13 protein-coding genes are annotated in these 24,163 nt (G+C 48.7%); 11 read left to right on the top strand and 2 right to left on the bottom strand.

From position 1 onward, the window contains the following. Nucleotides 1-44: 44 nt before the first annotated feature. The 11 genes from AC5YB3_RS10975 (at nt 45) to AC5YB3_RS10925 (ending at nt 21,890) form a co-directional block, all read left to right on the top strand. Entirely contained in the window at nt 45-644 is a 600-nt protein-coding gene (locus tag AC5YB3_RS10975) for an aspartyl/asparaginyl beta-hydroxylase domain-containing protein (RefSeq protein ID WP_494527111.1), read from the top strand. After that, nucleotides 622-2,667, top strand: a complete 2,046-nt coding sequence (locus tag AC5YB3_RS10970; protein WP_494527110.1) for a phytanoyl-CoA dioxygenase family protein — start codon at nt 622-624, stop codon at nt 2,665-2,667. The genes AC5YB3_RS10975 and AC5YB3_RS10970 overlap by 23 nt, the downstream gene beginning before the upstream one ends. Beyond that, nucleotides 2,667-3,827, top strand: a complete 1,161-nt coding sequence (locus tag AC5YB3_RS10965) for a sulfotransferase domain-containing protein (RefSeq protein WP_494527109.1) — start codon at nt 2,667-2,669, stop codon at nt 3,825-3,827. The genes AC5YB3_RS10970 and AC5YB3_RS10965 overlap by 1 nt, the downstream gene beginning before the upstream one ends. Further along, nucleotides 3,824-4,312: a GNAT family N-acetyltransferase gene (locus AC5YB3_RS10960; protein WP_259588119.1), complete on the top strand. Its 489-nt coding sequence runs from the start codon at nt 3,824-3,826 to the stop codon at nt 4,310-4,312. Before AC5YB3_RS10965 ends, AC5YB3_RS10960 begins: the two co-directional genes overlap by 4 nt. A gap of 243 nt (nt 4,313-4,555) precedes the next feature. Continuing rightward, nucleotides 4,556-5,155, top strand: coding sequence for a phage tail protein (locus tag AC5YB3_RS10955; RefSeq protein ID WP_071940516.1), 600 nt, complete (start codon nt 4,556-4,558; stop codon nt 5,153-5,155). A 94-nt stretch (nt 5,156-5,249) separates the two neighbouring features. Further along, entirely contained in the window at nt 5,250-16,907 is an 11,658-nt protein-coding gene (locus AC5YB3_RS10950) for a putative Ig domain-containing protein (protein WP_494527108.1), read from the top strand. A gap of 236 nt (nt 16,908-17,143) precedes the next feature. Beyond that, nucleotides 17,144-17,725: an ADP compounds hydrolase NudE gene (nudE, locus tag AC5YB3_RS10945; RefSeq protein ID WP_006083629.1), complete on the top strand. Its 582-nt coding sequence runs from the start codon at nt 17,144-17,146 to the stop codon at nt 17,723-17,725. A gap of 120 nt (nt 17,726-17,845) precedes the next feature. After that, a complete protein-coding gene (cysQ, locus tag AC5YB3_RS10940; RefSeq protein ID WP_006083628.1) occupies nt 17,846-18,658 on the top strand; it encodes a 3'(2'),5'-bisphosphate nucleotidase CysQ in 813 nt (270 codons plus the stop codon). A gap of 7 nt (nt 18,659-18,665) precedes the next feature. Then, the gene (locus AC5YB3_RS10935; protein WP_006083627.1) at nt 18,666-19,109 is read left to right on the top strand and encodes a GNAT family N-acetyltransferase; all 444 of its coding nucleotides are present in this window, start codon (nt 18,666-18,668) and stop codon (nt 19,107-19,109) included. A 316-nt stretch (nt 19,110-19,425) separates the two neighbouring features. After that, a complete protein-coding gene (locus AC5YB3_RS10930; RefSeq protein ID WP_494527107.1) occupies nt 19,426-20,037 on the top strand; it encodes a TetR/AcrR family transcriptional regulator in 612 nt (203 codons plus the stop codon). Continuing rightward, on the top strand, nt 20,028-21,890 hold the full coding sequence (locus tag AC5YB3_RS10925; RefSeq protein ID WP_006083625.1) for an MFS transporter: 1,863 nt from the start codon (nt 20,028-20,030) through the stop codon (nt 21,888-21,890). The genes AC5YB3_RS10930 and AC5YB3_RS10925 overlap by 10 nt, the downstream gene beginning before the upstream one ends. Before the next feature lie 76 nt (nt 21,891-21,966). Here AC5YB3_RS10925 and mnmH read toward each other — a convergent pair whose 3' ends face one another. Further along, entirely contained in the window at nt 21,967-23,073 is a 1,107-nt protein-coding gene (gene mnmH, locus AC5YB3_RS10920; RefSeq protein ID WP_006083624.1) for a tRNA 2-selenouridine(34) synthase MnmH, read from the bottom strand. Continuing rightward, nucleotides 23,073-24,131 carry a selenide, water dikinase SelD gene (gene selD / locus AC5YB3_RS10915; protein ID WP_006087518.1) on the bottom strand — a complete coding sequence of 353 codons (1,059 nt, stop codon included), beginning with the start codon at nt 24,129-24,131 and terminating at the stop codon, nt 23,073-23,075. Before selD ends, mnmH begins: the two co-directional genes overlap by 1 nt. Between the last annotated feature and the right edge of the window lie 32 nt (nt 24,132-24,163).

The raw sequence follows: 24,163 nt of genomic DNA, 5'->3' as shown, positions 1-24,163 counted from the left end.
TTGGATGACTAATTATTTTTAGTCTGAAAATTAAGCGGTTGGATATGGATATCTGTTCTTTTGCCCTATTAGCTCAAGTTCCAAACTCCCTAAGTTTACAGCAAGAGCTGAATGCTTTGCTGCGACAAAATTGGCTACCCCACGTAAATCAGCGTGATTATCGTCAAGGGGATCAGGGCGGTTGGGATGTATTGCCTTTGCGCTGCGCCGCTGAGTATCAAACAGCACATCCTATCTTGCAAGCCTTCTCAATCTCTACACCGGATCACTGGCATGATCTGCCTAGTCTCGAATCGAGCCCTGCATTATGCCGTTTTCTGCAATCCCTAGCCTGCCCAGTGAAATCCGTGCGTTTGATGCGCTTACATGCGGGGGCTGAAATCAAACCCCATAGAGATCAAGGACTCTGCCTAGAGCAAGGTGAGGCAAGACTGCATTTGCCACTGCAAACGAATAAACAACTCAATTTTTACGTGGACGATAAACGTGTACCTATGCAGGCTGGCGATCTTTGGTATATCAATGCCGACCAAGTCCATTGGGTTGAAAATAAAGGGCAGGATGCGCGGATCAACTTAGTGATTGATTGCGAAGTGAATACTTGGTTAAGGGAGTTAATCGATGCTGCAAAGTTCAGAGCGTGAGTTAGAACAGAGTTTGGATGTCGTCGCGTTAACTCAGTTTGCTAACGCGCTATTGCTGTCTACCTCGGCTGGGAAGTCTAAACGGTTAATCGATCCCATATTGGAGCAGTTATGCCAAATAACCGCGGTGGAATTGCACCCTGAGTATTTTTTAGATACTGAGGCGAGTACTACATCTTTTGGTAAAGCTGTGTCACTCACTACTGCGGCGCAGTGTGCTGAAGATCCTGAGCGTGGGCGAGTGTTTATTCAGGGCATTTATCAGGCCATACAGGATAAGTTGGCGCTAAATCCGCAACGGCCAATACAGATTTTGTATGCGGGTACAGGACCTTTTGCCTGGTTGTTATTACCTCTGCTGCCGCTGTTTTCTGCAAGTCAGATTCAAGTCTCCTTGCTCGACATTCACCCTGTCTCGTTAGATAAAGTCACCAAGCTTATTGAACACTTTGATTTAGCAGATCGTGTGGCAACGTATGTCTGCGCCGACGCCACAGTTTGGCAACCAGAAGCAGCAGTAAAGTTCGATATGATAGTCTCTGAAACCATGAAACATCTGCTGCAACAGGAGCCTCAAGTCCAGATATTCAGCCACTTACAGGCGTATCTTGCGGATGGCGGCGTGCTGATTCCGCAAAACATTGAGCTAGACGCTTGGCTTGAGTGTCGTACTGTGCAGGATTTAGCTGAGACGCATTATTTAGGGCCTTTGTTTGCACTCAACCTGCAAACTGCGCGCTTACTTGCCGATGGAGATCGTAGCTTCTTGGCTGGTACTTTACTGCTCCCCGATTTCAGCCCGAGTGCGGTAACGTTTAAGTTCACGACTTCCATTCAAATCTATGGTAATTCCACGCTGAGCGAAAACCAATCTCAACTCACCTTACCTCGATATCGACGCGAGCATTGGCTTAAGCCGCTCTCATGCCTTGCTTTTCGATATGAGCAGGGCGCTCATCCCGATTTTGTTTTTGATGTTATAGAGCAAAAACCAGTGCTGGTGTCGAGTGACGATCTGAGCTGCTTAGGCATTTATCATTTACAGCGGCTTTGGCAAAAGATACAGCTACGTAAGCGGGGAGTGCCATTCACTGAATTGGCAAATGAATGGCACTTAGATAAAACCTTGCTGGATCTTTGTGGAATAGGGCTAGAGCCGGGTCTAAGAGCTTTATACCAAAACGATCATCAGTCAGCTTTTGTTGCTTACATTCAGCAAATAGCTAAGCTGACAGCCGCGGATATTGCTGGGATTAATCAGCAATTAAGCACTATTCCCCATGGATTAACGCTTTCGCTCACAATGCCAGAAGTCGATGATTTAAATTCAATAGAGGTTGAAGACTCAAATCCGGCTGCAGTACTCAGCGAGTCACAACTCAATTTTTGGCGTAGTGAAGGCTACTTAGTGATCCCGCATGTGCTCACGGCAGAGCAATGCGCCGCAACTCGAGATTTTATTTGGCAGCAGTTAGGGGCAAATGAACAAGATCCCGCCACTTGGTATCAAGCTCATGAGTTTATGCAGAAAATAATGCTACAACTGTTTCGCCATCCGCAACTGGACGCGAATCGACAAGTCCCCAAAATCCGTCAAGTGTTTGAACAGCTATGGCAGCGAACCGATTTAGTCATGACAACCGACAGAGTCAGCTTTAATCCACCTGAAACACCCACTTGGCGTTTTCCCGGGCCAGATATGCACTGGGATATGCCACTGCAGCAACCCGTTGAGTTTGGCACTCAAGGGTTAATTTACTTAACCGATACCAGTGTTGACCAAGGCGCATTTTCTTGTGTCCCAGGATTTCATCTCAAGATAGAAGAATGGCTCCGTAGCTCAAACAAGCCCGATATCGAGCTGCAGCAACAGGATTGGAGCAAGTGGCCTATTAAACCCATAGCCGCAAATGCAGGTGATTTAATTATTTGGCACCATGCTTTGCCCCATGGTGCGAGTCCGAATCGAGCCAAGTTACCACGCATGGTGCAATACATTAACTTTTATCCTATGGCTTGCTAATGGTTGATTTTAAAGAACAGGAGCTACGCTATTGGCAATTGTTACATCAACCAGAGTCATTGTTTTTACTGCATCGAGCGAATGATGTGGAGCATTTTATCGTGCTGATGGCTGATTTTCTTGCTTGGCCTGAGCTTAGTTTGGAGCACATGCTCGCATTCATTGCTTTGCAGCAAGAAACCTTTATTCCAGATTTAGATCGCTTCAGCCAAGCCTGGTTCCCTTGTCGTTATCACTCACAACATAAAACGGTCAGTTGGGTTCCCGCACTTCATCAGTTATCCAAGCCTTTCCTAGAGGACGATATCAGTGATGCTCGTCGTTGTTTACTCGCCAGTTTTATTCAACCTAAAACCTTGCTCGAACCCCTATTATCCCAACGGGAAAGTTTGCCTATTGTAAATCCAAGTTTGATGATTTTTCACTGGTCCCGTTGTGGTTCGACGCAAGTGTCGAGCAGCTTTGCCCTGCTCGAAACTTGCCGAGTGCTCTCTGAATCAATGCTATGCAGCGATGTTATGCATGATGACCATTGGCCTTTGGCACTAAAACCTCAGCTCGTCGATTTATGCTTAAGACTACAGGGGCGATTGAGGCTGGGCGAGCGTGAGTTAGTGATCAAGTGGAATGCATGGGATCTGGCTTGCTGGCCGATGTTGCTCGAACTTTACCCTAAGAGCCGAGTGTTATGCTTGATACGCAATCCTAAGGATATTATTGCGTCTCATCAACGAGTTGCTGGGAGACATATGGCTGGAGGGCAAAGTTTACTTCCAACTGAACTGCATACTCAACAGATGAAAAATACGGATACTGAGCCTAGCTTAGATGAATTTCGTACCACCGTTTTACAGTATTTAGCGCAATTATCTGTCGCTTTACATCAATCTTCTCGAGTTATTCTACTGGATTATCATCAATTAAAAGATTTTAAACCCACAACATTCTCTACCATCTTAGGATGGCCACTATCTGAAGGTGAGATTGAGCGCTGGCAACACCATTGGCGTTTTGATGCGAAGCAGCAAGGGCAACTATTTACACCTGTTGTGCCAAATGAGCCCGTCCCAATCCGTGAATGTCAAAGCCCATCGTGGCAGCAATTATTAATCACCTATAACCAACTTTTGCAGCGTTTATATTGGGATAAAAAGGCATGATGCGAGGTGAGTTAAATCTACCAATAGGCTTGAGTGTTAAAGCTGCTAATACAAATGACGACCCATTTATGGCACAGCTTTTTTATTCTACAAAAACGCTTTTTTATGAACTTGGTTTACCCAGTGAAGTCGTTGAAATCATGCTGGAGCAACAATACCGACTACAGCAAGCCTCTTATCGGGAACAATATCCAAATGCCAACACTTATATCTTGTTTTATCACCAGCAAGCCGTAGGAAAAGTGATGCTCGATATCAGTGAGTATAAGATTCATATTGTTGATTTTATTATCATACTAAGTATGCGGGGACGTGGTTTTGGTTCGGCCATTTTAGCGGCCATTAAGCAAGAAGCGATGAAACGCCATTTACCTATCGGTTTATCTGTGGAGAGTGAAAATACTCAAGCTAAAAAGCTTTATCTACAGCATGGGTTTAAGCCCGAAAGTTACTCTGGCGCCTATGAATCTATGCTATGGCGTTAAGTGGAGAGTGATAATTTACACTGATTTATTTTTGTACAATTGTGTTTATTGATTTTTAATGTATGTTTAATTGTAATCAATTTGTTTTGTTTTTGATTTAAGTTATCTAGATAGTCCTCTCATCGTGTGATGTGGATGATGTTGTAATCAGCAAAAGGAACTCGCTGTCGATTAAATGTCGTGAGTAATCATTTCGTTGAAAAACGTTAAATAGACAAAATCGTGATTTTAAGGAGAAAAACAATGTCTGATCCATTTATCGGTCAAATCTCTATGTTCGCTGGTAATTTCGCTCCCCGTGGTTGGGCCTTTTGTGATGGGCAATTATTGTCCGTCTCGCAAAACTCTGCGCTTTTTGCAATTCTAGGCACCACATATGGTGGCAATGGCCAAACGACTTTTGCACTGCCTAACCTACAAGGGCGTGTGCCTGTGCATCAAGGCCAAAGCCCTGGCATGAGTCAATATAACCTAGGACAAACGGGTGGGACTGAAAATGTGACATTGACTGCCAATGAATTACCCGCGCATGTTCATTCCGTGGCACTAAATGGAACAGGAAATACGAGCGTTGCATTTGGAGCTTCCACCGCTAACGGTAATACCGCGATTCCAGGGCCAACCACGGTAGCCGCCAAAGTGGTTAGTGGGCTAACTGCTCTTAATGCTTTTAGCACTACTGCACCAGACACCACACTGTCGCCTGCGACTGCCACCACAACGGTTAACGTAAATGGAAATACTGGTATTGCCGGTAATAATATGCCAGTGCATATCGTACAACCTTACCAAGTTGTTAATTTCATTATTGCTCTTGAGGGGCTTTTCCCTTCTCGTAATTAAATCTGAAACAATATGGTTTAAATCTGTAAGTGCAAATGCGCGCAAGGATTGTGCGCTACTTGTATTTAAAACAAGCTAATTTAGGGGATGTGTCATGCTGCAACATGCTTACAAAATGATTCATGCTTTTAAGCATATTATGACTAGATTCTGTCATTCTTATTTGAAAATGTTCATTGTAGGCAGTTTTTTTGCGATGACCTCCCTCTATGCTAGCGCACAAAACCGTTCTTTTGACTTTACAACTGGTGATACCGTAACGCTGACAAATGCGGGCTCTGCGCTATCTAATCGAACAACATTTACACTGGAGTTTTGGGCCAAATTTACTAACGTCAGTGGGACCATCAATTTAGTGGATTTCACTGGCGGTGGCGGTGCCGATGCCGGTGGCCTCATATTTAACTCAAGTAAACTAACTGTCGATCTTGAGTGTGATTTTGGTTGCCTGACAGAAAGTAATGTGTTGTCGTTAAGCACAGGAACCTGGTATCACATTGCAGTTGTATTTGATAATGGAACTTGGGATTTTTATGTTGATGGCGTCGCACAGGGAATAAACGTTTTAGATCAAGGCGCCCGTAGTAGCGTTCCTAATTATACGGGATTTGGAGTGACCAATCTTGTGTTTGGGTTGCAGAACCACGGAGCGGTAGATGATTTCGTCGGTAGTATCGATGATATACGTATGTGGAGTAGTGCGCGCACGCAAGTGCAGATTCAAAATAACCGCAGTATCGAGTTGGTAGGCAATGAATCCGGCCTGCTGGGGTATTGGAAGCTGAATGAAGCCAGCGGTACGACAGTCAACGATAGCCAGACTAATTCCTCCATGTTAACAGGTACTAGCAGCGGTATCGGGTATAACGCAACGGGTGCATTTGTTACCGATTCTGTCGCCCCTACAGTAAGCTCTATCACAGCCAGCACTGCAAACGGTACTTACAAAGTCGGGGATGTTATTAGTGTAGAGGTTAATTTTGATGAAGCAGTATTGGTGACTGGTACACCTCAACTCACACTTGAAACAGGCACCACTGATCGCACCATTAACTACGCCAGCGGTAGTAACTCCAGTACGTTGACATTCAGTTATACCGTTCAGTCTGGCGATACTTCGGCCGATTTAGATTATGTTGCTACCAATTCATTGATGCTAAATAGTGGCACTATTCGCGACGCGGCAAGTAACAACGCCACCTTGACCTTGCCTTCTCCCGGTGCCGCAAACTCTTTGGGGGCGAATAGAAATATCGTCATCGATGGCGTGGCCCCGACGGTTTCATCTGTTAATGCCAGCACCGCGGACGGTACTTACAAACTGGGCGATATCATTAGTATCCAAGTTAACTTGAGCGAAGTGGTGAGCGTCACTGGTACCCCGCAACTAACGCTGGATACGGGTACAACGGATAGAACGATTGACTACGCAAGTGGTAGTGGTTCCAGTGCGCTGATATTCAACTACACCATTCAGTCCGGCGATACGTCCAGTGACCTAGATTATGCCGCCACTAACTCCTTGGCATTGAATAGCGGAACCATCCGCGATGCCGCTACTAACAATGCGACCCTCACATTGGCGTCCCCTGGCGCAGCTAATTCACTGGGCAATAATAAAGCGCTGGTAGTGGACGGCATTGTGCCCTCTGTGACGAGCACCGCACCTTCGGGTGGTGCAGTATCAACAGATATCAGTGTTGATTTCACCGTTAACTTCAGCGAATCAGTCAACAACATTTCTATCGATGACTTCGCTCTTGACACTAGCGGTGGCGCGACTGGCACTATAGTCAGCGTCTCCGCGAGTTCAGGATCCAGCGTGAATGTGACAGTGAGCGGTATTACGGGTAATGGCACCATCAAACTCAACCTGAATGCATCGACCAATATCAGCGATGCAGCGGGTAACGCTGGCCCTGCAGCCTATACCAGCGGCTCAATTCATACAGTGGCTATCCCGACAGCCCCAGATGCTCCTACTATTGGCGCTGCAACGGCAGGTATTGGGCAGGCCTCTGTGGCTTTTAGCGCACCTGCAAATAATGGAGGCGCTGCCATAACGGGTTATACAGTAACATCTAACCCTGATGGCATTAGTGCTGGTGGTAATGGATTTACAACTTCTCCGATAACGGTAACAGGCCTAACAAATGGTACGGCTTACACCTTTACTGTGACGGCAACTAACACCATTGGAACAAGCTCTGCATCAGGTGCTTCAAATTCAGTAATACCCAAAGTTAACCAGACAATTACTTTTGCTAATCCGGGGGCGCAAAATTTCGGCACTAGTCCGACGTTAACTGCAACATCAGATTCATCGTTAATTGTCAGTTTCAGTTCATCGACACCAGCAGTTTGTACGATTACGAGCAGTGGAACCCTGACCTTTTTGTCAACGGGTTCCTGTACTATCGATACAGATCAGAGTGGTAACGCGAGTACCAATGCTGCAAGCACTGTAAGTCAAACCTTTATGGTGAATGCCGTAGTGCCAAGTGCCCCTACGATTGGCACCGCAACGGCAGGGAATGCCCAGGCATCGGTTAACTTTACTGCGTCCGCAAGTAATGGTGGTGCTGCAGTTACTAGCTATACAGTTACGTCCAACCCCAGTGGTTTTACCGGTACGGGCGTGGGTTCACCCATTTCGGTGATAGGATTAACCAATGGAGTGGCTTATACCTTCACTGTTACCGCGACTAACTCGGCGGGTACAGGTGCTGCATCAGCAGCATCTAATTCAGTCACACCGGCATCACCGCAGACAATTACCTTCGCCAATCCAGGGGCGCAGAATTTTGGTACCTCGCCAACCTTGACGGCGACATCAGACTCAGGATTAACCCCGACCTTTACTTCATCAACCACAGGAGTGTGTACTATCTCTTCTGGCGGGTTATTAAACTTCGTTTCCGTGGGTACTTGCACTATCAATGCCGATCAAGCGGGCGATAGCAGCTATTTGGCAGCGACGACTGTCAGCCGCTCATTTAGTATCAGTGCGGTTGTACCGGGTGCACCAACTGCAGCGAGTGCGACTGCTGGCGATACTCAAGCCAGTGTGACCTTTAGTGCGCCAATTTTTACCGGTGGTGCAGCTATTACTGGTTATACAGCAACGTCAAATCCCGGTGGCTTCACTGGGGCGAGTGCTAGCTCACCGCTGACAGTAACTGGTCTTACTAATGGTGTAGCATATACATTTACCGTCACGGCTACTAACTCGGTGGGGACGGGAGCCGCTTCTACTGCAACTAGCTCTACCACGCCTAAAGCGATACAAACCATCACTTTTGCAGACCCTGGTGCTCAAAGTTTTGGTACCGCACCGACGCTCATTGCGTCAGCAAGCTCAGGCTTAACAGTGACTTTTACATCATCTACTACAGGAGTTTGTACTATTACCGCTGGTGGCGCCTTAACGTTCGGTAGCACTGGCACCTGTACCATTGATGCTAATCAAGCGGGAGATGGCAGTTACTTAGCTGCGGCTCAGGTGAGTCGCTCATTCACTGTGAATGCTGTCGTTCCTGGCGTGCCAACCATAGGAGCGGCTAGTGCAGGTGACAGCCAAGCGAGTGTGAGTTTTACCGCTCCGATATTCAATGGTGGTTCGTCAATCACGGGGTACACAGTGACCTCAAGCCCAGGTGGTTTCCACGCTTCGGGGGCAGCTTCCCCTATTACAGTAACAGGGCTTGCAAACGGTAGTCCTTATACCTTTAATGTCGTAGCAACGAACGCGATTGGCAGCAGTAGTGCGTCAGTGGCGAGTAACTCGGTAACGCCAAATGGCGCCCCAGTCATTAGTGGTACGCCGACCTTAAGTGTTAATCAAGATGTGTCGTATCAGTTTACGCCTACAGCGTCTGACTCTGTGGGAGATGTACTTAGCTTTAGTATTGCTAATAAACCTGCATGGGCGACATTTAACACAACAACAGGAACGCTGTCAGGTACTCCCTCTAATCAAGATGTTGGTGTAACTAACGGGATTATTATCAGTGTTTCTGATGGTGCTTTGTCTGCTAGTTTACCCGCATTTAATTTAAGTGTAGTGAACATCAACGATGCGCCGACTATCAGTTCAACAGCCATCACAGCTGCCACTCAAGATGCGGCGTACAGCTACAACTTTGCGGCCGCAGATACTGATGTGGGCGATGTGCTGACATTGAGCGCGGTGACTAAACCAAGCTGGTTGAGCTTCAATGCGGCTACGGGCGTGTTAAGTGGTACGCCAAGCAATGCCGATGTGGGCAGCCATGCGGTGACACTGAAAGTCACCGACACGGACGGCTTAACAGCAGAGCAAAGCTTCAGCATCACGGTCACTAACGTCAACGATGCGCCGACCATCAGTTCAACGGCCATCACAGCTGCCACTCAAGATGCGGCGTACAGCTACACCTTTGCGGCTGCGGATACCGATGTGGGTGACACCTTAACCTTAAGCGCCGTGACCAAACCGAGTTGGTTGAGCTTCAATGCGGCTACTGGATTGTTAAGCGGTACGCCAAGCAATGCCGATGTGGGTGCACACCCCGTGACATTGCGGGTGACGGACACGGACGGCTTAACGGCAGAGCAAAGCTTCAGCATCACAGTGACCAACGTCAACGATGCACCGACCATCAGTTCAACGGCCATCACAGCTGCCACTCAAGATGCGGTGTACAGCTATAGCTTTGCGGCGAGTGATACCGATGTGGGCGATGTACTGACATTGAGCGCGGTGACTAAACCAAGCTGGTTGAGCTTCAATGCGGCTACGGGCGTGTTAAGTGGCACGCCCAGCAATGCCGATGTGGGCGCGCACCCCGTGACACTGCGGGTGACGGACACGGATGGCTTAACCGCTGACCAGTCCTTTAGCATTACCGTGACCAACGTCAATGACGCACCGACCATCAGTTCAACAGCCATCACTGCAGCCACTCAAGATGCGGCTTACAGCTACACCTTTGCGGCGAGTGATACCGATGTGGGCGATGTACTGACATTGAGCGCGGTGACTAAACCAAGCTGGTTGAGCTTCAATGCGGCTACGGGCGTGTTAAGTGGCACGCCCAGCAATGCCGATGTGGGCAGTCATGCGGTGACACTGAAAGTCACCGACACGGACGGCTTAACGGCAGAGCAAAGCTTCAGTATTACCGTGACCAACGTCAATGATGCGCCGACCATCAGTTCAACGGCCATCACTGCCGCCACTCAAGATGCGGCGTACAGCTACACCTTCGCGGCTGCGGATACTGATGTGGGTGACACCTTAACCTTAAGCGCGGTGACCAAACCGAGTTGGTTGAGCTTCAATGCGGCTACTGGATTGTTAAGTGGCACGCCCAGCAATGCCGATGTGGGTGCACACCCTGTGTTACTGCGAGTGACGGATGCGGATGGCTTAACCGCTGACCAGTCCTTTAGCATTACCGTGACCAACGTCAATGACGCACCGACCATCAGTTCAACGGCCATCACTGCCGCCACTCAAGATGCGGCATACAGCTACACCTTTGCGGCGAGTGATACCGATGTGGGCGACACCTTAACCTTAAGCGCGGTGACCAAACCGAGTTGGTTGAGCTTCAATACGACTTCAGGCGTGTTAAGTGGCACGCCAGGCAATGCCGATGTGGGCAGCCATGTCGTGTTACTGCGAGTGACGGACACGGACGGCTTAACGGCAGAGCAAAGCTTCAGCATCACGGTGACCAACGTCAACGATGCACCGACGATTAGTTCAACGGCCATCACAGCTGCCACTCAAGATACCGCGTACAGCTACACCTTTGCGGCGAGTGATACCGATGTGGGCGATGTACTGACATTCAGCGCGGTGACCAAACCGAGTTGGTTGAGCTTCAATACGACTTCAGGCGTGTTAAGTGGCACGCCAGGCAATGCCGATGTGGGCAGCCATGTCGTGTTACTGCGAGTGACGGACACGGATGGCTTAACGGCAGAGCAAAGCTTCAGCATTACCGTGACCAACGTCAATGACGCACCGACGATTAGTTCAACGGCCATCACAGCTGCCACTCAAGATGCGGTGTACAGCTACACCTTTGCGGCGAGTGATACCGATGTAGGCGACACCTTAACCTTAAGCGCGGTGACTAAACCAAGCTGGTTGAGCTTCAATGCGGCCACTGGATTGTTAAGTGGCACGCCTAGCAATGCCGATGTGGGCAGTCATGCGGTGACACTGAAAGTCACCGACACGGACGGCTTAACGGCAGAGCAAAGCTTCAGCATTACCGTGACCAACGTCAACGATGCGCCGACGATTAGTTCAACAGCTATCACTGCCGCCACTCAAGATGCGGCGTACAGCTATAGCTTTGCGGCGAGTGATACCGATGTGGGTGACACCTTAACCTTAAGCGCGGTGACTAAACCAAGCTGGTTGAGCTTCAATGCGGCCACTGGATTGTTAAGTGGCACGCCTAGCAATGCCGATGTGGGCAGTCATGCGGTGACACTGAAAGTCACCGACACGGACGGCTTAACGGCAGAGCAAAGCTTCAGCATCACGGTGACCAACGTCAACGATGCACCGACGATTAGTTCAACGGCCATCACAGCTGCCACTCAAGATACCGCGTACAGCTACACCTTTGCGGCGAGTGATACCGATGTGGGCGATGTACTGACATTCAGCGCGGTGACCAAACCGAGTTGGTTGAGCTTCAATACGACTTCAGGCGTGTTAAGTGGCACGCCAGGCAATGCCGATGTGGGCAGCCATGTCGTGTTACTGCGAGTGACGGACACGGATGGCTTAACGGCAGAGCAAAGCTTCAGCATTACCGTGACCAACGTCAATGACGCACCGACGATTAGTTCAACGGCCATCACAGCTGCCACTCAAGATGCGGTGTACAGCTACACCTTTGCGGCGAGTGATACCGATGTGGGCGATGTACTGACATTCAGCGCGGTGACTAAACCAAGTTGGTTGAGCTTCAATGCTGCCACTGAATTGTTAAGTGGCACGCCCAGCAATGCCGATGTGGGCGCACACCCCGTGACATTGCGGGTGACGGACACAGACGGCTTAACGGCAGAGCAAAGCTTCAGCATCACGGTGACCAACGTCAACGATGCACCGACGATTAGTTCAACGGCGATGACTGCCGCCACCCAAGATGTGGCGTACAGCTATACCTTTGCGGCTGCGGATACCGATGTGGGCGATGTACTGACATTCAGCGCGGTGACTAAACCAAGTTGGTTGAGCTTCAATGCTGCCACTGGATTGTTAAGTGGCACGCCCAGCAATACCGATGTGGGCGCGCATCCCGTGTTACTGCGGGTGACGGACACAGACGGCTTAACCGCTGACCAGTCCTTCAGCATTACCGTGACCAACGTCAACGATGCACCGACGATTAGTTCAACGGCCATCACTGCAGCCACTCAAGATGCGGCGTACAGCTACACCTTTGCGGCGAGTGATACCGATGTGGGCGACACCTTAACCTTAAGCGCGGTGACTAAACCAAGTTGGTTGAGCTTCAATGCTGCCACTGGCTTGTTAAGTGGCACGCCAGGCAATGCGGATGTGGGCGCACACCCCGTGACATTGCGGGTGACAGACACGGACGGCTTAACCGCTGACCAGTCCTTTAGCATCACGGTGACCAACGTCAATGATGCGCCGACCATCAGTTCAACGGCCATCACAGCTGCCACTCAAGATGCGGCGTACAGCTACACCTTTGCGGCGAGTGATACCGATGTGGGCGATGTACTGACATTGAGCGCGGTGACTAAACCGAGTTGGTTGAGCTTCAATGCGGCCACTGGATTGTTAAGCGGCACGCCAAGCAATGCCGATGTGGGCAGTCATGCGGTGACACTGAAAGTCACCGACACGGACGGCTTAACGGCAGAGCAAAGCTTCAGCATCACGGTGACCAACGTCAACGATGCGCCGACGATTAGTTCAACGGCCATCACTGCTGCCACTCAAGATGCGGCGTACAGCTACAACTTTGCGGCGAGTGATACCGATGTGGGCGATGTACTGACATTCAGCGCGGTGACTAAACCAAGTTGGTTGAGCTTCAATACGACTTCAGGCGTGTTAAGTGGCACACCCAGCAATGCCGATGTGGGCAGCCATGTCGTGTTACTGCGAGTGATGGACACGGATGGCTTAACCGCTGACCAAAGTTTCAGCATTACCGTGACCAACGTTAACGATGCGCCGACCATTAGTTCAACGGCCATCACTGCCGCCACTCAAGATGCGGCGTACAGCTACACCTTCGCGGCTGCGGATACCGATGTGGGCGATGTACTGACATTCAGCGCGGTGACTAAACCAAGCTGGTTGAACTTCAATATGACTTCAGGCGTGTTAAGTGGCACGCCAGGCAATGCCGATGTGGGCGCGCACCCTGTGTTACTGCGGGTGACGGACACGGATGGCTTAACGGCTGACCAGTCCTTTAGCATTACCGTGACCAACGTCAATGATGCACCTGTAGCGACAAGTTCAACTGTGACGTTAGAGGAAGATGGTTCTGTGACGATCACCCTTGCGGCAGAGGATGTGGATAATGATCCGCTCACCTATGAAGTGGTGAGTCAGCCAGAATCCGGCACCTTAGAGCAACATGGCACTGTTTGGTTATATACCCCTGAGAAGGATTTCAATGGAACAGACGTGTTTAGCTTTATTGCTAAGGATGCCGAGCTGAGTTCAGAGCCTGCAACAATCACGATTAACGTCACGGCAGTGAATGATGATCCGCAGGCGGTTGATGACGACTACACATTAACAAGTACCGCCAACGATATTTATGCGCTTGCGGTGCTCGCGAACGATGTTGATGTCGATGGTGATACCTTAACGATTGATGGTGCGGCTGCGGATATCGGCAGTGTGCAAATCACCAGTGAGGGCTTGAGCTTTACTGCGCCTGAAGCGTATGTCGGGCCTGTGGCGCTTCGCTATACCATCAGTGATGGTAACAAGGGGCGTGCAAGTGCCAAAGTGAATGTACTGATTGAAGGCGCGGAGTCGGAAAATCAGCCAGTGATCACTTTGCCAGACGATGTCGATATGAATGCGACGGGCCTATTTACTCGCGTTAAACTTGGTTTCGCGAAAGCGGTCGATCGTAATGGTCATCCATTGCCAGTTTCTCTGGTGAATAAGAGTCTGTTCTTCGCACCAGGCAGCTACTTAGCTTACTGGCAAGCTGTAGATCGCGATGGTAATAAGGCGATCAAGGCTCAAAAAGTGAAAGTACATCCACTGATTTCCTTGAGTAAAGATCAGCTTGTGGGTGAGGGCAATGAGGTAGTGGTGAGTGTGTACCTTAATGGCGTCGCACCCGTATATCCACTTTCTGTGCCTTATACCGTTTCAGGCTCTGCAGGTAGCAGTGATCATGATTTGGTTGATGGGGTGGTCGAGGTGACATCGGGTCAACAAGCTGAGATCCGCTTTAGAACCTTTGAAGATGGTGAGGTCGAAGGGGATGAGGATGTGCTGATTAGTCTAGACCCTAGCTTGAACTTGGGCAGTAAGCAGCAAACTCAGGTGCTCATCACCGAAGCGAATATTGCGCCTAAGGTGACGTTGGATGTTACCCAAGCGGGAGCGCACCAATTTATCGTGGCGCAAAATGGCGGTGATGTACGCATTAATGCTGATATCAGTGACGCGAATATGCAGGATAGCTTAACGTCAACATGGGCAAGCGGTTCGCTGAACTTACAATCCGATGATGCGGGTATGTTCTTCTCTCCAGTATCTGTCCTGCCGGGCATTTATCCTGTGAGTGTGACTGTCACTGATAATGGTTTGCCAGCGCTGTCTACCACAGAGAAAGTCTACATTGTTGTGCGTTCAAGCTTACCTGTATTGACTGGCGCAGACACGGACGGTGATTTGATCCCTGATGTTCAAGAAGGCTTTACCGATACGGATGGTGACGGTATTCCTGATTATTTGGATGCGGTCAACGACTGTAACATTATGCCTGAAGGTGAATTGCAGCCTGTGTACTTCTTGGCTGAGGGTCAGGCTGGGGTATGTTTGCGTTTAGGCGATATTGCTCTCAGACAAGGACAAACGGGCATGCAACTGTTACCTACTTTGGTGCCTGAAGACAGCATCGCGGCCAATGTCGGCGGTATTTTTGACTTCGTAGCGACGGGATTACCACAACAAGGACAGAGTTACAGTCTAGTGATGCCACAGCGCTCACCGATCCCTGCGAATGCGGTTTATCGTAAGTATCAAGCACAAAATGGTTGGAAAGATTTTGTGATTGATGCGCGTAACAGTGTCGCTAGTAGTGAAGGTGAGCGTGGTTTCTGTCCTCCACCGGGAGACAGCCGTTGGACTGCGGGATTAACGGAAGGTCATTGGTGTGCACAGTTAACCCTAGAGGATGGCGGTCCAAACGATGACGATGGCGTCGCTAACCGTACTATCGTCGATCCAAGTGGCGTGTCCGTGATACTCAATGGCAACCATTTACCTGTGGCAAACCCGGATACCGCCTCTTTACCTTGGAATCAGAGTCTCGATATCGATGTACTCGCCAATGATACCGATAGCGATGGTGATGCGCTGACCGTCACGCAAGTGACCAGCGAGTTCGGCACCGCCGTCATCTTGGCTAATCAGCAGCTAAGTTACACGCCAGCAACCGATTTCATCGGTACGGATGTGCTGGTGTATAGCATTACCGATGGTAAAGGTGGCACTGCGAGTACTGAGTTGACTGTGGTAGTGAGTGGCAATACCGCACCAACGACAGTCAACGACAGCGCCGCAACCGACGATAGAACGAGCTTGCTACTCGATGTGCTGAGTAACGACAGTGATCCAGACGGTAATGTTTTAACTTTAGTCAGCGCTACCGCGCAGCAAGGGGCTGTGTCAGTGGAGTCGAACAAGCTGCGTTATATCCCTAAAGCGGGATTCGATGGCGTCGATACCATGACGTATCAGATTAGCGATGGGTTGGGCGGAGAGGCAACAGGGCAAGTGTTCATTACCGTTAAGGCCTATCAAGAAGTGGTGATTGATAACAAATCGGGAGGAGGTAGCATGTCCTTGTGGGCATTAGGATTGATTATTACGGCGGGTTTAATCCGCCGCCGTGAATTACATAAAGCGCTCTTGGGGGCAGTGGTGCTCGCAGGCACAGTGAATCAAGCGAATGCAGCTGATAACTGGTATGTCGAGGGCTTTGTCGGGCAAGCTCAGGTTGATAGCAGCAGACGAGATTTACAGCCACAGACTGCAGCTGGCGTAGTGACATCGGTTGATGACAAAGATACCGCGTTTGGCTTAAGTGTGGGTTATCAATGGACTCCCATGGTGGCAATCGAATTAGGCTATGCTGACTTTGGTAATGGGAGTGCGCGGATTGAAGGCGCGAGTCTGACTCCGGCGCAATACCATGAGCAGGTAAAAGCCGTGACCCCCGTATTGGCCGATGGCGTGATGCTGGGATTGCGTTTTACCTTACTGCAGCATGATGCTTGGCGGTTTGAAGTGCCTATCGGATTGTTTAGATGGCAAGCGGATATCAGTAGCACTATGGGCAATAGCCGTTTAACCACTGAACTCGATGGCACTGATTGGTATGCCGGTGTACGGTTTAGCTATCAAGTGAGCGACGCTTGGTCAGTTGGCTTGGGGTATCAGTATGTGGATATTGAGCCGAATGACTTCCTCAGTTACCAGCTCAATTTACGTTATCAATTCTAAGCGTAAACCAAACTAAAAGGGGCTTTGCCCCTTTTTACTATTTATAAACTGCAGAATTTTTTAGGCATACTTTGATGCAGTTCACTTAGGCTGAGCTTGGTTTGTGATGTATCTCGCAAAGAATTTACAGCTTGTCTTTAGGTGTATGCAATAAATTCAGGTTGTAGATTAAAGACAGGATAGTAAGATTGTCACTTACCTTATTTAATTTATCGCTTTTTTATCCAGAGGCAGTTATGTCGCAGCGGCAGAATAAGCCGGAAATATTGCATACCGAAGTTGTCGCGAAAAGCCGATTATTTCAAATTGAGCAAGTGCATCTTAAGTTCTCAAATGGTGTCGAACGCCAATACGAGCGTATGAAAGGCGGCAGCCGTGGCGCTGTGATGATAGTGCCTATTCATCAAGGGCAAATGCTACTGGCGCGCGAATATGCTGCCGGAACCGATAATTACGAGCTCGGTTTTCCTAAAGGTCTTATCGACCCTGGTGAATCGCCAATCGAAGCCGCTAACCGTGAATTGCAGGAAGAAATTGGCTTTGGGGCGAATAAGCTCACGCTATTGAAAGAACTTAGCCTAGCGCCGGGGTATTTCTCCAGTAAGATGCAAATTTTTCTTGCAGAAGATCTGTATGAGAGTCGCCTTGAAGGTGATGAGCCAGAGCCCATTGATGTGGTGCCTTGGGCGCTCGCCGATTGGGAGGCCTTGCTCGATGATGTCGATTTTTCCGAATCCCGTAGTGTGAGTGCGTTGTTTTTAGCGCAAAAATATTTATACCTAAACAGTCAGAAGATGCAGGGTTTAGCGGGCATTTAACGCACTGAAACTCGTGTATTCAGGTAGCTTGGGTATATACCTTAAATAATCTTTTTCCTTTTAAGCGTTCAAAGCTGGAACGCTTGCAAAACATTCGCGAACTTTGCGATTGGAGTTGTTATGAAGCCAGAAGAGTTGATCGACGAAGTTATTGCAATTGCGACCGATGCCGGGATAACTATCCGTGACATTTATCTCAAAGGTAATTTTGAGCGAGAAATGAAGTCTGACAATACCCCTGTCACTTCCGCAGATTTAGCGGCGAACAAGATCATTTGTGACCGATTAACTGCTTTAACGCCTGATATTCCTGTGTTATCTGAAGAGGCTGCCGACATTCCGCTGAGCGTGCGTGAATCTTGGAAGCGCTATTGGTTGGTCGATCCACTCGATGGCACGGGTGAGTTTATTGCCGGCAGTGGTGATTTTTCGGTGATTATTGCACTGGTGGAGCACAATCGTCCCGTGATGGGCGTGGTGTATGTGCCTATGACGCAAGTGTGTTATTACGCGATTGCAGGTTTAGGGGCATACAAACGCACGGACAAACAGGAAGTGCGGATCAGCAGTCGCCAAATCGAGCACCGTGAAAAGGTCTCCCTAAGATTGGCCGTGAGTCGCCGTCAGGATCCTCAATCTGTATTGACCCTGTTCAACCACCCTAAACATTGCGAGCTCGTGGTGATGGGCGGCGCAGCGTTAAAGAGTTGTCTTGTCGCCGAAGGTCGAGCCGATTGTTATGTGCGAGTTGGCCCAACGGGCGAGTGGGATACGGGAGCGGCGCAAATCATAGTCGAAGAGGCGGGTGGACAGTTGATGGATACTGAGCTGCAACCGTTAACCTACAATGAGCGCGAGACTTTAGAAAACCCTAACTTTATCGTAGTGGGCGCACCCAACTTAGAGTGGGATAAGATTTTAATAGGTGAATAATTTTCGAATGCAGTCTATACGTCCGGTATTAAAGTCAGAGTTATTCGCGGTTTATCAGCTTGAGCAGGCCATTTTTGGCGAACATAGTTATCCCGATTTTTTCTTCCGTCAGGGATTTGATTGTTGGCCAGAGCAATTTTTAGTTGCCGTGGATGAAGATAATCTGCTGCAAGGTTATTTGCTCAGCGCCCAGAGTAGCGATCCTACCTGTATGTGGATTTTATCTGTTGCAGTAAGTGAAGATGCTCGCGGAAAGGGATTAGGCAAACGTTTGATGCAGCAGTGTTTAGCTGAGTTGCCTGCCGCTGTTGAGCGGGTGTGTTTAACGGTTGACCCGAGTAATCCTGCCCATGGCTTATATCAGCATTTAGGTTTCGTTGATTCGGCTTTTGAGGCCGATTATTTTGGCGCTGGCGCAGATAGAGTTGTGATGACTTATCGCAAGTCTTAAACCTCGCTCTCATCTTTGAACCAAAAATTAGCCTCAAATAAAAACAGCTTTGAATTAAGAATGATTTTTAAATCAAAATAAAAAACGGCGTGCTTACTGAGCACGCCGTTTTTTTATGCTCTTTTAGGTGGTGTAATCCTACAGATCCCGTTCTGCTTACTGAGGGAGTCTAATTCGAGTGTCTAGCTTTATCTATGTTCTTCAATGATATCCTTCACTATTTACCCGCGGCTGTACGTAAAATAAACTTATTTTGAACGTTGTTTTTTATTTTAACTGCTGTTAGTCTCTTGCTATCCAATAGGGAGTGAGAGCTATGGCTAGACGAAAAGAACACAGCCATGATGAAATTCGCGTGATGGCAATACAAACGGCAACTGAGTTACTGACCGAGCAAGGTGTTGTCGGGCTCAGTTTGCGCAAAGTGGCCAGCCAAATTGGCTATGTCCCTAGTACCTTGATCAATATTTTCGGCAGTTATAACTATTTGCTGCTGGCCGTTTCTGAGGCAACGCTTAGGGCTTTACATGACAGATTAGCGGGTGTTTACGCGGTTGACAGTTTGCGTAAAATCATTGCAATGGCGTGGGAGTATAGTCAATTCGCCCATGAACAGCGCCAAGCTTTCAAACTGGTTTTTGAGTTGCAATTACTCGATTCTGAGCCGCTGCCGCAATCACAAGGACAGTTGATTGCAGGGTTATTCACACTGATTGAACGTGAGTTAGCGCAGCTCTTCCCAGAGGCGACACCGGGGCAGCATCTCAGTATGAGCCGTGTGTTGTGGGGGGGGATTCATGGGTTAACTGCTTTGTCCCTCGATAATAAGCTCTTTGCTGAATCGTTATCACTGCGGGATTTACTCGAGAGCCATGTGCAGGCTTATCTACAAGGAATGGGTTACCAGAGGGAACTATCATGTTGCTAACAAAACGTTTTTTACCTTATTTTGCGACTCAGTGCCTCGGCGCCTTGAATGACAATATCTATAAAAATGTATTGCTGCTGTTAGTGACCTTCAGCCAAGTCAAAGACTTACCCATAAGCGTCGATATGTTTGTGAATTTAGCCGCTGGGGTGTTCATCCTGCCGTTTTTCCTGTTTTCGGCCCACGCAGGTGTGGTTGCCGATAATATGGATAAGGCCAAACTTATCCGTCGATTGAAATTACTCGAAGTTATTATCATGTCCTGTGCCGCTATCGCGATAGTGAGTGAGAACTACATGATGATGTTATTACTGTTATTTTTAACAGGTAGTCAGTCGGCTTATTTCGGCCCGGTCAAATATTCCTTGTTACCCCAAGCGTTGAAAGAGGACGAGTTAGTCACAGGCAATGCGTGGGTTGAAATGGGCACTTTTCTCTCTATTCTGGTCGGCACGTTAAGTGCGGGGATCTTAGTTTCTGAAGTCAACGGTACGCTTTGGGCTGCCATTACCGTCGCCGTATTGGCCTTAGCAGGATACTTGTCGAGTCGGGCTATTCCTGCTTTACCACCGCAGGGCGTCATTGAAAAAATACGTTTCAGGCCGTTATCGGGCACTTGGCGCAGTATTAAAAAAGCCCGTCAAACACCTTCAATCTGGATGGCGATCCTCGCTATCAGTTGGTTTTGGTTTTTAGGCGCGACCTATCTGACTCAATTCCCTAACTTTGCCAAGCTGCATCTGCATTCAGGCGCGACTGTGGTGTCGTTATTGTTGGGCATGTTTTCCATCGGGATTGCCGTTGGCTCCTTCGTCTGTGAACGTTTTTCCTACGGTCATGTGGAACTCGGTTTGCTGCCATTTGGGGTGCTGGGATTAACTATCTTTGGTGTCGATTTGCTTTGGGCTATTCCACCTGCGCCAGTGGATGCTGGTTTTGTTTATGGATTAAAAGCCTTTATTGCCGAGTCGCAACATTATCGGGTGATGCTAGATTTCTTTATGATCGGCGTTAGCGGCGGGCTGTTCATCGTCCCCTTATACGCCTTTATTCAATCGCGTTCGGCTAAGGGTGAATGTGCTCAGGCGATTGCTGCCAATAACATTATGAACTCTCTGTTTATGGTGGCTTCGGCGCTGTTATCTATGTTGCTGCTGGGCGTAGCGGGTTGGACGATTCCGCAGTTATTCCTGCTGCTTGCCGTAATGAACTTTGTCGTCGCCCTTTATGTTTATTCGCAAGTGCCAGAATTTACTCAGCGATTTATCAGTTACTTACTTAGCCATGTTATGTACCGCGTGACTGTAACTGGCCGTGAAAAAATTCCGAAGGAAGGGGCTGGCATTATAGTCTGTAACCATGTGAGTTATGTGGATGCCTTGATTATTATGGGAGCCTCGACACGGCCAATCCGCTTTGTGATGGATAAATCCATTAGCGAAATTCCTCTGCTGAAGTATGTGTTCCGCCACGCTGGGGTGATCCCTATCTGTTCGCCTAAGCAAAGTGAAGAGACCTATAATCGTGCCTTCGAGGCAATTCATGAGGCGCTCGCCAATGGTGAGTTGGTGTGCATTTTCCCTGAAGGGCGACTCACACCTGACGGTGAACTTGGCGATTTTCGTCCCGGAATCGATAAGATCTTAGCCAGAGATCCTGTGCTTGTTATTCCAATGGCATTACACGGATTATGGGGGTCTTACTTTAGCCACAAGGGCGGACATGCCTTAGCTAAAATGCCCAAGCGTTTTTGGTCAAGGGTGTCGGTGGATTTAACGGATGCCGTCGATGGCAAGCTTGTGAATAAGGATTCTTTGCGAGTCCAAGTGGCGAGCCTGCTGGGTAAGTCTTAAATCCGTTATGGCAGTATGAAATAAAATGATAACCGCGAAGCTAATGTTCGCGGTTATCTTATTTTAGGGTGGCGATTTATCGTGTCTGATAGCTATCCAGCCACTCATGCATGGCTTGGTGCGAACCTTTAAAGAGCACCCGTTCCGACTTTTTATCTAATTGGTATAGGTACATAGGGTCGTAATACTTATGTAATAACAGGTTTATCCAAACTAAGTGCAGCGAAGTGTCATTCTGGTTGATTTGCTGATCGAGTGCTTGTTGCATCAAATCTTGCAGTTCTTGATGTTGTTTCCCGCCTAAACGTTTACGAATACTCACTAAACTTTGCAATAGATAGTCGCTAAATGTCGCAAAACCCGCTTCTGCCCCTAGGCGTTCACAGAAGCCGCTATACATTTTATGCACATATTCATCGCGTAAGCGTTCGAGCCTCACATCGTCCGACTCTTCTAGCACTAAGACATTGGCGGCTTGCATTGCATTGTAAAATGTCTGCGGCAGCGCCGAACGCCCAATCAGGAAGCTTTCATCTTCGAGCAGTAAACAGGCAACACCGCTCGTTTGGTGCTGTAGCAAGGCAATGGCAAGCTGATTTTCAAAGTTAATCTGCGTCGGCTGTGGGTCGATATTCTTCCCAAAGCTAGAGCCTCTATGATTGGCTATCCCTTCAAGATCAACCGCTTCTTTACGCAGCAATAAGAAATCGGTTTTACCGCAGCCCGTCATCCCGCTCAAACTCAATAACGGCTGCTGAGCTGGTGCCGCTTCAATCACGCCAATCAGATATTGGCGCATAGCCTTATAGCCACCCTGAATGTAAGGGACTTCTACACCGGCTTCTTTGAGCCATTGTTGCGTGAGTTGCGAGCGTAAGCCGCCACGAAAGCAATAAAGGTAGGCGTTGGGGTTGGCTTTCACATAGCTTGCCCAAGCCTCGATTCTCTGTTGCTTGATGGGGCCATTAACCAGTGAATGACCCAATGCAATCGCGGCTTGCTGACCTGATTGTTTATAACAAGTGCCGACTTTTTCCCTTTCACTATCCAGCATCAAGGGTAAGTTGGTCGAGTTGGGAAACGCACCTCGAGTAAACTCTATGGGGGCTCGCACATCCATGATGGGGTGTTGATTGAGGAAAATTTCCCGATATTGTTCTGCAGCGACGATCGCGTTTAGCATCAGTACAACACCACATTCGCTTCAGTGGTGGGTGTTTCCAGTGATCCAATGCAAATTGGGGCGATGTGATGCGCATCGAGTAGAGCAATCAATTCCGCTTCGGCTTCGGCCGATACGGCAACTAACAGACCACCACTGGTTTGCGGATCGCACAGAATCGCTTTTTGATGCTCGCTGAGCTCGGGGAGATGCTCGCCATAACTGTCGTAATTTCGGTGAGTCCCGCCAGGAACGCAACCTAAGGCTAAGTAATCTAAGGCGCGTGGTAGTAACGGCACCGCATCAAATTTGAGTTTTGCCGTGAGCTTGGCACCTTGGCACATTTCGAGTAAGTGTCCCGCCAGTCCAAATCCTGTGACATCGGTCAGGGCGTTTACACCGCTAATTTTGGCAATCGTGGTGCCTATAGTATTCAGCTGACACATAGCATTAACCGCAATGTGACTGTCTTCATCTTGGAGTTTTTTCTGTTTTTGCGCTGTGGTTAAAATGCCAATGCCGATAGGCTTAGTAAGATATAAACGATCGCCCGCTTTAGCAGTGTCATTTTGTTTTAAGTCAGTTAACGCAATTTGTCCTGTCACTGCGAGCCCAAAAATCGGTTCAGGCGCATCTATGCTGTGGCCACCGGCTAGCATGATCCCTGCTTCCATACAGGCTTGTCTGCCGCCATCGACCACTTGTTGTGCGACTTCTGCAGGTAGCTTATTGATTGGCCAGCCTAAAATAGCGATCGCCATGATAGGCGTGCCGCCCATGGCATAAATATCACTGATCGCATTAGTCGCAGCGATGCGGCCAAAGGTGAAGGGATCGTCAACAATCGGCATGAAAAAATCGGTAGTGCTGATGATGCCTATGTCGTCATTGAGTTTATACACTGCGGCATCGTCACGGCTTTGATTGCCGACCAGCAGATTAGGATCAGTAAACACGGGTAACTGCGAGGCCAAGATAGTGCTGAGCACTTTAGGGGATATCTTGCAGCCACAACCTGCACCATGACTATATTCTGTTAGTTTGATTGATTCTGGGAGTGTAACTGGGGAATCTGACATGATCTCAACAGCCTATTTAAGTGATTAAGGCA

The organism is Shewanella sp. 1311 (genome assembly GCF_059338235.1).
The sequence above is the reverse complement of the archived record's forward strand: the minus strand, read 5'-3'. Positions and strand labels throughout refer to the sequence as shown.